The 13,121-nt window shown below is 38.8% G+C and carries 8 protein-coding genes and 1 pseudogene; 5 read left to right on the top strand and 4 right to left on the bottom strand.

Annotation, left to right across the window (positions count from 1 at the left end):
* Positions 1–23: 23 nt before the first annotated feature.
* The 3 genes and pseudogenes from HME9304_RS09210 to HME9304_RS09200 form a co-directional block, all read left to right on the top strand.
* The gene (locus HME9304_RS09210) at positions 24–833 is read left to right on the top strand and encodes a tryptophan-rich sensory protein (RefSeq protein WP_112378315.1); all 810 of its coding nucleotides are present in this window, start codon (positions 24–26) and stop codon (positions 831–833) included.
* A 69-nt stretch (positions 834–902) separates the two neighbouring features.
* Positions 903–4,490 carry a transcription-repair coupling factor gene (gene mfd, locus HME9304_RS09205; protein WP_112378314.1) on the top strand — a complete coding sequence of 1,196 codons (3,588 nt, stop codon included), beginning with the start codon at positions 903–905 and terminating at the stop codon, positions 4,488–4,490.
* Positions 4,491–4,551: 61 nt separating this feature from the next.
* A pseudogene (locus HME9304_RS09200) lies at positions 4,552–5,229 on the top strand (Dph6-related ATP pyrophosphatase); the annotation flags it as partial.
* Positions 5,230–5,299: 70 nt separating this feature from the next.
* On the opposite strand, the gene HME9304_RS09195 reads toward HME9304_RS09200, so the two are convergent.
* The 4 genes from HME9304_RS09195 to HME9304_RS09180 all read right to left on the bottom strand — a co-directional run bounded on the left by HME9304_RS09195 (position 5,300) and on the right by HME9304_RS09180 (position 9,650).
* The gene (locus tag HME9304_RS09195; protein WP_112378312.1) at positions 5,300–6,457 is read right to left on the bottom strand and encodes a serine hydrolase domain-containing protein; all 1,158 of its coding nucleotides are present in this window, start codon (positions 6,455–6,457) and stop codon (positions 5,300–5,302) included.
* 74 nt (positions 6,458–6,531) lie between these two features.
* Positions 6,532–8,511: a DUF3352 domain-containing protein gene (locus tag HME9304_RS09190; protein ID WP_112378311.1), complete on the bottom strand. Its 1,980-nt coding sequence runs from the start codon at positions 8,509–8,511 to the stop codon at positions 6,532–6,534.
* Between the two features lie 67 nt (positions 8,512–8,578).
* Entirely contained in the window at positions 8,579–9,238 is a 660-nt protein-coding gene (locus HME9304_RS09185) for an aspartate kinase (RefSeq protein WP_112378310.1), read from the bottom strand.
* Positions 9,239–9,290: 52 nt separating this feature from the next.
* The gene (locus HME9304_RS09180) at positions 9,291–9,650 is read right to left on the bottom strand and encodes a YraN family protein (RefSeq protein WP_112378309.1); all 360 of its coding nucleotides are present in this window, start codon (positions 9,648–9,650) and stop codon (positions 9,291–9,293) included.
* A 168-nt stretch (positions 9,651–9,818) separates the two neighbouring features.
* Between HME9304_RS09180 and HME9304_RS09175 the strand changes: the two genes are divergently transcribed.
* Both HME9304_RS09175 and HME9304_RS09170 read left to right on the top strand, forming a co-directional pair.
* Positions 9,819–11,315, top strand: coding sequence for a DUF1800 domain-containing protein (locus HME9304_RS09175; protein ID WP_112378308.1), 1,497 nt, complete (start codon positions 9,819–9,821; stop codon positions 11,313–11,315).
* Between the two features lie 11 nt (positions 11,316–11,326).
* On the top strand, positions 11,327–13,039 hold the full coding sequence (locus tag HME9304_RS09170; RefSeq protein ID WP_112378307.1) for a DUF1501 domain-containing protein: 1,713 nt from the start codon (positions 11,327–11,329) through the stop codon (positions 13,037–13,039).
* The last annotated feature ends 82 nt before the right edge of the window (positions 13,040–13,121 follow it).

Genomic DNA, 13,121 nt, shown 5'->3' with positions numbered 1-13,121 from the left:
CCGGTATTTTTGTAATAAAAACTATGAAAAAGAAATTAGCAATTATTAATCTTTTTTCAATACTTCTGGTTATTGCCGTTAACTATATCTCACAAGCCTTACGGTTGAACAATACCACTATTGGAGAGATCAGTGGTACGTATGAAAATCTTTTTACGCCTGCGAGTTATGCATTCGCCATTTGGGGATTGATATTCTTGAGTCTTTTGGCATATGGTATCTTTCAAGTCAGACGAGCCTTTTTTAGTGACAAGAAGAGTATATTCATAGAACAGACGGGATATTGGTTTGCAATGGCGAACCTGCTCAATAGTCTATGGGTATTTGCTTTCGTTTACGATTATACGGGAGTATCTGTTCTGATCATGCTGGGTATCCTTTTCTCATTGATAAAGATAATTTTAAATACCAATATGGAGCGTTGGGATGCACCCCTGCCCATAATCGCGTTTGTTTGGTGGCCCATCTGTTTGTACAGTGGTTGGATATCGGTAGCGACCATTGCCAATATAGCCACTTATCTAACAAAATTAGGTTGGGATGGAGGTTTTCTATCAGAAGTAAGTTGGACTATTATCCTAATTTTGACCGCAACAATACTTAACGTTGTAATCGTACTAAAGCGCAACATGCGGGAATTCGCCACCGTGGGAATATGGGCACTGTTTGCTATATTTATCAGACATCAAGATTCATATAAAACTATAGCGTATACCGCACTGTTCTCCGCCATTGTAATTTTTATCGTCATTGCTTGGCACGGTTTTCAAAATAGGCATACCAATCCTTTTAAAAAGTTTTTGGAAGACGGAAAAACAAAGAATATTGGATAATACAAAAAAGAGGATACGTAGATTGTATCACTGCATGATCGATAGTATATTTGCCCAAAATATTTTGGATTGACCAAATCGTCCGTGCTACAATTATTTGAACAGTCTTCCCAAGTAGGAAAACTGCAATCCGCTATTGCTCAATTTTCAGCGACTTCGGCTACATCCAATAACCGGCCACAGGAGTCTGATCTTAACAAAAGACACCATATCCATCTAAAAGGCCTTACTGGTTCCGCTTTGTCTTTTTTGATTTCAGGCGTTTTCAAGAATAGTGAATTACCGTTCTTGGTACTTTTGAACGACAAAGAAGAGGCTGCTTATTACCTAAACGACCTAGAACAGTTGATAGGCGAAAACGAAGTGCTCTTTTATCCTGGCAGTTATCGTCGGCCCTACCAAATTGAGGAAACGGACAATGCAAATGTATTGCTGCGAGCAGAGGTATTGAACCGTATCAATTCCAGAAAAAAACCCGCGGTCATCGTAACGTATCCTGATGCACTTTTTGAAAAGGTGGTCACTCGCAAGGAGTTGGATAAAAACACTTTGAAAATTAAGTTGGGCGACACGCTTTCACTTGACTTTCTGAACGAAGTACTTTTTGAATATCAGTTTAAGCGAGTGGATTTTGTAACAGAGCCAGGTGAGTTTTCGGTTCGTGGGGGTATCATGGATGTTTTTTCTTTTTCGCATGATGAACCGTACCGTATCGAGTTTTTTGGCGATGAAGTCGAGAGTATTCGAACTTTTGATGTAGAGACACAGCTATCCACGGAAAAGGTGAAGCGTATTACAATTATCCCCAATGTGGAAAATAAATTTTTACAGGAATCAAGGGAAAGCTTTTTAAAATATATTTCACCGGAAACCATCATATTTTCAAAGCGATTGGATTTGGTATATGCCCGAGTCGATTCATTTTTTGAAAAAGCTAAAGAAAGTTTTAAAAAACTCGGCGAAGACATAAAACATTTGAAGCCAGAGGAATTGTTCCTTAATTCAAGCGTATTGAAAGAACAATTGAAGGATTTTTGTTTGGTGGAAATTGGGACTTCGGCTGTGTCCGTATCGGGCAATGTGGTTTCGACTTCGCTCAACCACCAAAAAAAGCAGGAATCGGTCACTGAGCCTTTCGACTTCGCTCAAGACCGGCGTGGCAGAAGTGACGAAATTATATTCAATACAAAACCCCAACCGTCTTTCAATAAGAAATTCGACCTGCTCATTGAAAATCTAAATGAGAATCATGAAGCAGGTTTTACAAACTTCATTTTCTGCGCATCAGAACAACAGGCTAAACGGTTCCATGATATTTTTGATGACGTGGCTTCGACTATGCCTGTCTTGAGTGGAGCAGAAAGGGTCAGCCACCAAAAAAAAAATAAGGATGTTTTGGACACTGAGCGTAGTCGAAGTGTTCATTACAAAACTTTGGTTTTTCCACTCTACCAAGGATTTATTGACCACGATTTAAAATTGGTCTGCTATACGGACCACCAAATTTTTGAGCGCTACCATAAATTCCATCTTAAAAACGGCTATGCCAAAAAACAGGCCATAACCCTCAAAGAGCTGAACAAACTGGAAATTGGTGACTATGTTACCCATATTGACCACGGAATTGGTAAGTTCGGGGGATTACAAAAAATAGACGTTGAAGGAAAAAAGCAAGAAGCCATCAAACTAATGTATGGTGAGCGTGATATTCTCTACGTGAGCATTCACTCACTCCACAAGATTTCAAAATTCAATGGAAAGGATGGTGCACCACCCAAAATCTATAAACTTGGTTCTGGAGCTTGGAAAAAAATAAAGGACAAAACCAAAAGCAGGGTCAAGAAAATTGCCTTCGACCTTATTAAAATCTATGGAAAGCGCCGATTGGAAAAAGGATTCCAGTATGCTCCCGACAGTTACTTACAGCATGAACTGGAAGCATCTTTTATTTATGAGGATACGCCCGACCAAGAAAAATCCACACAAGATGTAAAAAAAGATATGGAAAGCGAGCGCCCAATGGACCGCTTAATTTGTGGCGATGTTGGATTTGGAAAAACCGAGGTTGCCATTCGTGCCGCTTTTAAAGCTGTGGACAATGGAAAACAGGTGGCCGTTTTGGTACCGACCACCATTCTTGCCTTTCAACATTCCAGAACATTCAAGGAGCGTTTAAAAGAAATGCCCGTTACGGTAGATTACCTCAACCGATTTAGAACTGCGAAAGAAAAACGTGAGATTCACGAACGCTTGGCCCAAGGCAAAATCGATATCATCATCGGCACCCATCAATTGGTGAACAAAAGTGTACAATTCAAGGATTTGGGACTGCTTATTGTTGATGAAGAACAGAAATTTGGGGTTTCGGTAAAGGACAAGTTAAAGTCCATTAAGGAAAATGTAGATGTATTGACCTTAACGGCAACGCCCATTCCCCGTACGCTACAATTTAGTTTGATGGCCGCTCGTGACCTTTCGGTAATTACAACGCCACCACCTAATCGTTACCCTATTGAAAGTAGGGTCATTGGTTTTAATGAAGAAGTTATCCGTGATGCGGTTTCGTACGAAATCCAACGTGGCGGACAGGTCTTTTTCATCCATAATCGAATTGAAAATATTAAAGAAGTTGCTGGGATGATCCAGCGATTGGTACCCGATGCCAAAATCGGAATCGGTCATGGGCAGATGGAAGGGAAAAAATTGGAAGGCTTAATGCTCGCCTTCATGAACGGAGAGTTTGATGTGCTGGTTTCGACCACTATTGTTGAAAGTGGTTTGGATGTCACCAATGCCAACACCATTTTTATCCATAACGCCAATAATTTTGGTCTTAGCGACCTGCATCAAATGCGTGGTCGGGTGGGAAGAAGCAATAAAAAGGCGTTCTGTTATTTTATTACTCCCCCTTTCGAGGTCATGACTCCCGATGCCCGAAAACGTATTGAGGCCCTAGAGCAGTTTACCGAGCTTGGTAGTGGATTCAATATTGCAATGAAAGATTTGGAGATTCGTGGGGCAGGCGATTTATTGGGCGGTGAACAGAGTGGATTTATCAATGAAATCGGTTTTGAAACCTATCAGAAAATATTGGCAGAAGCCATTGATGAACTCAAAGAAAATGAGTTTAAAGAGCTGTATGAGGAAGTGGAAGGCGAAAAACCGAAGGTCTTTGTGAAAGAAACCCAATTGGACACCGATTTTGAACTGCTTTTTCCCGATGACTATATCAATAACATCACGGAACGTTTAAATCTATATACCCAACTGAACACTATTGAAAACGAAGAAGGCTTGAACAAGTTTGAAGCGGAGCTGGTTGACCGATTTGGCGAATTGCCCATTGAAGCTGTTGATTTGTTCAACTCGGTTCGTATTAAATGGATTGCAAATAGCATAGGATTGGAAAAAGTAATCCTGAAGAAGAACAAATTCATCGGTTATTTTTTATCCGACCAACAATCTCCATTTTATCAAACAGATACGTTTACCAGGGTTTTGCAATACGTGCAAAGCCATCCACTACAATGCAAGCTGAAAGAAAAGCAAACTCGAAACGGATTGCGATTGCTGTTGGTTTTTGAAGCAATTACCAGTGTGGAAAAGGCCCTGAAGGCATTAGAGCCCTTGTCTATAAAACGTGAAGCCGTATCTTAATCTAAGCATTATATATTTTGCTTAATCAAACCATGTCCAAAAAACAAAAACCTATTTCAATTGGAGTTCTGGGAAAGACTCGGCTTTGGCGCTTTACTATCACCAACAGAAAAATAATATGGAAATTGACCTGTTGCTGACCACCTTAAACAAGCATCATAACAGAGTCTCCATGCATGGACTTCACAGAAAAGTTTTGGAGGTCCAAGCTGAAGCCATCGGAATACCTTTAAATATAATTGAAGTTCCTGAAAAACCGAGTATGGAGGAGTACAACAGTTTGATGATGGGCAAAATAGAGTGGTTAAAATCTAAGGGATATACGCAAACTGTTTTTGGTGATATTTTTCTGGAAGATTTAAAGCGATATCGAGAACAGATGCTTTTGCCTTACGGAATCAAAGCCATTTTCCCGTTATGGAAGATAGATACCAAACAGTTGATTCATGAATTTATAGATGTAGGTTTTAAGGCAATTATTATATGTATTGATACTTTAAAGCTAGATATGTCTTTTCTGGGGAAAGAATTGTCTTTGGAACTGATTGATAGACTTCCAAAAGATGTTGACCCTTGTGGCGAAAACGGGGAATTCCATACGTTCTGTTTTGATGGTCCCATTTTCAAAAACCCCGTTCCTTTTGAGATAGGCGAAAAGGTATTTAGGGACTATGACAATCCTTTGGACAAGAAGAACAGCATAACCTTCGGGTTTTGCGATATCAAACTAAAAGATTAGACTACTTAGCACTCTTTTCTTTGAACATTTATCAACATTAAATACAAAGCATCGGGGGCGATTATCGCAATCAAAAAGCATCATAAACCAGCTTAACAAACTCTCCTATTTTATTGGGTTCCAACCAACGTGTTACCAACATCAAACCCGTTTTTTGATCTATCACGATAAAATTCCCTCCAAAGCCTGCTGCATAAAACAAATGCTCAGGAACTCCTTCCCAATGGCGAGAGCCTTTTTGGTTTAACCACCACATATACCCATAATTGCTATTGGGCACCGAAGGTGTAGTAGCTTTTGCAATCCAATCCTCACTTAGTAATTGTTCCTTTTTCCATTTACCATTATTAAGGAATACCAAACCAAAACGTGCCATATCTTCGGTGCTGATGAACAAACCTGCTCCCGAATGTCCGCCACCCGTAACGGACTTCATTTGTATCCCGTCAATTTCAGTCCAGGCATGATCATAACCATACCAGCGCCATGTTGTCGAGGCATTTATCCTGTCCATAAAATTATCTTTCAGCACCATGGGCAAAGGCTTGCGCCAAACATGGGTAAGCGAATAGGAAAGCACATTGACACGGACATCGTTGTATTCCATAACCGTACCGGGTTCGTTGAGTTTTCTGAATTTCCAATCATCCAAGCCACCTTCTTTTGGTGGTCTATCCGCCCAATCTTTTAGCCCCCAAAGTTCGCCCGACCAATCTGAATTCTGTTGCAACAGATGCTCCCATGTTATCTTTCTGTTGTGCTCTCCATCAAAAGTACCGTCCCAAATATAATCCCCAACGTTGTCATCCACATTGGAAATAAGTCCTTTATCCAATGCCAAACCGGCCATCGTGGAAAGAAAACTTTTAGTCACACTAAAGGTCATATCGACCCGCTTGGTATCTCCCCAAGAAGTGATAAGAAATCCATCTTTCAAAATCATACCTGCTGGTCCGCCGCGCTTTTTGGTAGGTCCTAAAATCTCATGAAAGGGTTCGCGTTGAAAGCCTTTCAAAATTGCCTGACGTAAATCCTTGGAACCGGAATACTCGTTTTCCTTTGCAAAATCTACTGCTGCCTCCAACTTGGTTTCATCAAAAGAAAATTGATTCTTTTTAGCGGATTGCCATGTTTCGTTACGTTCTGGAAAATAGAGATCTTGACAGATTCCTAAATGGGTTGAAAAAACAAAAAGAAGTATTACTGCCGCTTGGAAGGTTTTTTTCATTTGTAGTGACTCTTGGTTTGGGAAATCAAGTTACTAAATGAAAGTCGATTCCAAGAAGTTCTACAAAAATTATACTAAAACCGTTTCTTTAGAATCAACTCTTCTTTATCATCGTAGTACCGCCAAGTACCGACTTGTTGGTCATTTTTAAAACGTCCTTTTATTTTTTCAACACCATTGGCATAAAATTCCGTATAGCGACCATGTTTGAGACCGTCCTTTAGTTCAACCTTGAACCTAGGTTTTCCGTTTGCATGCTTTTTTATAAAAGATTTTGCATTCAGGTCCGTGGGATAAATTGGTTTTAAATTAAAAACAGCTTCGGTAATCTCTTGTTGTCTTGATGGTTGGGTTTTTGGTTTTGGCCGAGCCTTACGTTCTTGAAACTGGGCTTTTTCTTTGACCGTTTCCACATCCTGATAATTGACAACCAATCGGCTCTCGAACAAATCATCTTCTGGCGTAAGTTGAAAACCTACCTGCGGAAAACAGACAATAAAATCTTTGTTCTTTCTTAACTGTATTCTGGTGCTGCCATCTGCCAAATCATACATGTTATTGTACAAAACAGGTATATTACTGTAAACGAACAAACTGGACTCCCCTTCGAACTCTTTATTAAAATCCTGAAAATCTTTTGAATTGGATAGGGTTTCTTTGTCGGTAAAGTCATTAATGATACTTTTTAGCGTATTGGGATTATTGCTGAACACTACGTAATCCTCTACAGTAGTAAAATAGGGTTTATCAAACTGCTCAAAGCGACCTCCTAGCAATATTTTGAAAAAGCCCTTGATAGAAAGGAAGTTGATTTCATGTTCTTTATAATCTACCGCCTTAAACTTAACCGGTGTTTTCTTTCTTATTTGCTTTAAGACAAAATCCAGGTTTCTTTTTGCGTCATCCTTGTTGTTCGTTTTAAGTACCAAAGCCATTTCATTTTTTCCTTTTGTAATACTGGATTGAATTTGAAGCAGTGCAATTTCATCCCCTATCCAGCTTACAAAATTTTCCTTGATATCAATTTTTAAAAACTTTTCGATTTTTGAAATTCCCGCTTTGTAGCTATCAAATTGTTCTGAATCGTCCTGCTGGACTATCATAAAATTTTCATAGAAATCCGAGAAGCTTTCAAATCCATAGCTGACATACAGTGCAGTTCGTTTTGGAGCAATTTTTGGTATTGTCCTTTTAGATGTTCCGGATTTTTGGAGCGCCTTTAGATAGTTTTGATTCGTCACATCAAGATTTGTAAAGCCGTTGGCCGTGATGGTACTGTTATCATCCAAATCAAAACTAAATCCCGAAAAAAGGAAGTTTTCTTCCATTCTATTGATCCAATCATTGGGCTTATCGGAAAAACGTTTATAATATTCATCCAAAAAATCATATTGCAGATAGAGTCGGAACAAATCTTCATAACCTACCTTTTTATTGATTTCAATAAAACTCAAATCCCTACCAAGTACGGGTTCTTGATATTGGTCTATAGATGATTCCACAAGCGTATGGGTATATGAAGCTACCAACTGGTTTTTCACAAAGGCCAAATACATGGTCTCTTTATTCTTTCGGTCATAAATCTCCAGAATTTCGTGATCATGATAATTTCGCTTGCTCAACGTATAGTTATCATTGAGCAAGGTATTTAAATACGTTTTGAGGAGTTTTAATTTAGCGATTCGCTTCAGGTCCAACACATAGAAAATACCATAATCTTTGGGCGAAACCATGTGAATGGAAATAAAGAGTGAACGCCCATCAAAAAATTCGAACAGCTTATGGTTGTTATTGAAAATGGTATCGACCTTCTGAATATTTTCGGTCAATTCGGCAAAGTATCCATTTTTTTGTAGATGTTGCCAAGCTTCACTTTCACTTACTTTCTCCCAGCTTTCCACAGGTTTTTCAGATTCAATGACGAAAACCGCGTCCTTTGGAATCAGATAAATGGACTGTAAATTGGTCTTGGGAGATAAAACAAAGATGTATAATAAATAACCAATGTATAGTAGCAAGAGTGTCAGTATACCAAGTAAAAATCTTTTTTTCATTGATTGGTCAGAAATATATCCTTTTTAACAACGAAAATGCCAATACTTTAGTCTATTTATTGCCTTCTTATAAGGTCTTCAAATCTTTGATTGTTTTAAAAGCCACATCAACCTGTTCTTCGTTGACCAGAATCGTGAACTCATTTGTAGTTGAGATTACCTCGTAAAGCACTATGCCCTCCCATGCCAGCCTTTGAAAAATAAAATAATAAATTCCGGGTACGGAGACATTTTCTGCTGGAAGTTTTACTGTAATCGATGAGAGGTTTTCAGCTTTTTGTGTACAGCGCTCACGCTTAAAATATTTTTCTACAATAGCGTCCATTACATTACTGATGACAATATTCATCTCATTCACTCCCCGTGAAGATGTATAGAAAACATCTTGATTGGTGTTTACTTCTTCCAAAAGTTTGGCTTGTTGTTGTAAAATAGTATCGGATGCCAAAAAGGTGTAATCCGTTAATGAAGAACGCACCGTAATTTCACCGATGTTTTTTAAAACCTTTACAATTTTGTGCGTTGCCCTAAATTCCAGATCATCTGAAAGTCGTTTTAATGCCATAACTATCGCACCATCTTTAACATTTTTGCCCAATGCATCTGAAATTTCAGGTTTGATTTGTCTGGACAGTGAGGTAAGATTAATAATACCTTGGGCTAGTGCGCTTTGCAAAAATGGCTTTTTTTTAATGTAATGCTCAACTACAGCTGATATCGTTTTCATCGAGGTTTTGATTTAGACAAAAATAACATACTGTTACATATAAAACAAACGGTTAAAAATGATAGAAAGCATTTTCCAAATGTTCTATAAAAAACATTCCCTTATCACTGATTACCGTTATTACATCAAACCTAACCTCAAAATCCAGATTATTTTCTTCAATATATTGATTGGCAGCTGCTATGAGGAGCTTAATTTTTTTCTGGTTAATGGTATCTGATAAGTCTTCAAAAAATGCATTGTTTCTAGATTTTACTTCAATAACTGCTAGAATATCTTGTTTTATTGCGATAATATCGATTTCACCTTTTAAGTACCTGTAGTTTTTGCAACAGATTTCATATCCATTTTGAAGCAGAAAATCAACTGCTTTTTGTTCGCCAAGCTTTCCAAAATCATTGTGTTTTCCCATGAAGCCCGAAAAATATTAAATTAATTGTGCAGTTCGTCGAAAAATTTAACAGTTCACGGCAAAAACAACGTTAACATTGTAATTTGTTGGCTCAATTGGACCACACCAACATCAACTAAACATATAGTTGCCCCTAAACTATGGACTTTCTTAACCCCAAACATTGTTATGGAGTACTTTATCAATTGTAATTCCTCACCTTTAGCGGAGTACAATACCCCAATGGATAAAACCCGTGCTGAGCATTTATACAGAAGACTGGGTTTTAGCGCATCAATACAGACAATTAATGCCGCCGTTGGAGAGACCGCAGGTAATTTAGTGAACACTTTAGTAAATCAGGCCCTTGCTGCGCCTGTAATTCCTGCACCGGAATGGGCAGATTGGACTAACGCCAATTACCCTGAAGATGACGACTTGGCCAGACAGATAAGGCGAGCTCAACAAGAAGAGTTTAAACTTTCCTATATTAATTCGTTACTGGACAATAACCTAAGAGATAGAATGAGCTTCTTTTGGAGCAATCATTTTGTCACCGAATTAGATGTTTACAATTGCAGCTCTTTTCTGTATTACTACATCAACTGTCTACAGCGAAATGCTTTAGGAAACTTTAGAACTTTCGTAAGTGAAATAGGTTTGACCAGCGCTATGCTCTATTATTTGGATGGTGTAAGGAACCGGGGTAGCAATCCAAATGAAAATTATGCCCGTGAACTCTACGAACTTTTTACACTGGGTGAAGGCAATGGCTATACAGAAGACGATATTATAGAAACGGCAAAGTCACTTTCTGGATATACGGAACGTGGCGAAGAAGGTTGTACACAGGTTACTTTCAATCCAGAAAACTTTAATACCGACAATAAAACTATTTTTGGGCAAACAGGTAATTGGGGCTACGATGAAACAATCGATATTCTTTTTACCCAAAAAGCTGATCTAATTGCAGGTTTCATCTGCAAGAAATTATATGAATTTTTTGTGCACCCAGATTCTACAAACGATGAAGGAGGAAATGCTCCGGATATCATTGCAGGCATGGCACAAAGAATGGTTTCCAGTAACTTTGAAATTGCACCTGTACTTTCAGAATTATTTAAAAGTCAGCACTTTTTTGATGAAACCGCTATAGGTGTCATTATCAAAAGCCCCTATGACCTATATCTAAACTTCTTTAAAGAAACTGGATTTACTTACAACGATAGTAATTTATTGTTTGTTGATGGTAGCACAGAATTATTAGGTCAAGAGCTTTTTGATCCATTTGATGTCGCAGGTTGGCAACGGGACAGGCAATGGATCAATACTAATTTTATTATAGGCCGTTGGTTGAGCATGGAAGAATTACTTGGCAATCTCCATAATGCGAACAACGAACAATTCAGGATATTTGGAATTGAGGCGACAAACGCTACGGGAGCTAATGGAAACACTGAAAATGATCCAGAGGTAGTAGCTAGGGCCATTATTGAAAAAATAACTCCAAAAGGACTTTTGGAAGACTCTCAATACGATGCCGCCATAACTGTTTTTAGAGAACCTTTTGAGGATACCAACATGTTTGAAAGTGGTTCTTGGAACATGACACTTGAGAATACGGATGTTCAAGTGTACTTACTCTTGCTTCACTTGTCTAGACAACCTGAATTTCAACTTAAATAACCCCTACTACTATGTGCGATACTCATCACGATCACGATACTACACCATATAAAGGCCTAGAACACGAAGGCCATGATTTGGAACATAAAAACTGGAGCAGACGTTCTTTCCTTCAAGCTTTGGGTATAGCCGGGTCTGGCTCCATGTTTTTGGGAAGCAACTTACTTACTGCATCTGGACCTTCTCCTTTAACCTCTGCAATTGCAGCAGCTGAAACTGATAATATTCTTATTTTAATAAGACTTTCAGGAGGTAACGATGGATTAAGTACTGTTATTCCTATTCAACAATATGATACCTATGCCAATGCAAGACCTAATATCTACATTCCAGAAAGTAAGGTCTTAAAACTTACGGATGATTTCGGTGTACCTACGTATATGAGTGCCTTAGAGCCTCTTTGGGGCGAAGGTCAATTTAAAGCGGTACATGGAGTAGGTTACGAACGCCAAAGTCTGTCACACTTTACAGGATCCGATATTTTTGCGAATACCGATTTAACCAGTACCGGTTTTTCGGGACTGAATACAGGCTGGATGGGAAGGCATTTTGAGAATATTTATCCTAATTATTTAATCAATCCACCGGAAGCTCCTGCAGCAATTCAAATTGGAAATTTGGCCAACTTGGTCTTTCAAGGTGAAGAGACCAACTATGCCTTTGTAACGAATAATGTGGACCAACTGGAAGAAATTGCCGAAACCGGGTCTTTTTATGATATTGAAAATGCACCTTTTGATAACTGTATGTACGGTGACCAACTTAAATTTTTAAGAGGCGTTGCCAATACAACCTACGAATATGCAGGGAAAATACACGAAGCATACGAAAGAGGACAAAATCAAGTCGAATACCAAGAGAACGGTTTTGCAAGACAATTGGCTTTGTTGGCCAGACTGATTAAAGGAAATCTGGGCACCAAAGTATATATGATTTCCATGGGAGGTTTTGATACCCACGGTAATCAACCTCTTGTTCACGAACGATTGATGTCAAATCTTTCGATAGCAATAAACAATTTTTACGAAGACATCGCCTTTACCAATCAGGACGAACAGGTATTGAGTATGACTTTCTCTGAATTTGGACGTAGAATTTTTGAAAATGGCTCTACAGGAACAGATCATGGAAAAGCTGCGCCCACACTATTTTTTGGGTCAGGATTAAAGGGAAGTGCTTTTGTAGGGGAACACCCATCATTGGATAGCCCTAACAGTCGTGGAAATTTGGATTATACCATGGATTTTAGGGATCTATATGCTACGGTTCTTGCCGAATGGCTATGTGTTCCCATTCCATTGGTGGAACAGCATTTATTAAATCACCCTTACGCCCCGGTAAATCTCGGCTTCAATTGTAGTGGCACGGATTTCCCCGATATAGCCATGGATAATGATCCGCCAACATTACCAGAGACTCCACCAAGTCCTGATAGCATGGAACCTAATCCAGAATTACTGAATACGATTGTCCACAAACCCTATTATCCATCTGAAAGAAACCCCCATATTTACCTGGAAATGCCCGTTGCGGCCCATGTTGATATTCAGCTATATAATATTCTTGGTCAAAATGTAGGAACTGTTTTCAATGAAATGATGATGGAAGGTTCCGCAGAAATTAATATCAGGGAACGAATGCGCGACAGCTTATCTACTGGAAAATATATTTATCAAATTCAGGTCGGGGACCAGAGAATGAGTAAATCCGTAATGATAATGTAGAAAAAGTATAACACTAACATTCCAGAATCCTCCGATAGTGCATCTCCCCACCCCATAATTAGGAATGCATTATTCGGAGGTT

It is taken from the genome of Flagellimonas maritima, from assembly GCF_003269425.1.
Classification (GTDB): domain Bacteria; phylum Bacteroidota; class Bacteroidia; order Flavobacteriales; family Flavobacteriaceae; genus Flagellimonas; species Flagellimonas maritima.
The sequence above is the reverse complement of the archived record's forward strand: the minus strand, read 5'-3'. Positions and strand labels throughout refer to the sequence as shown.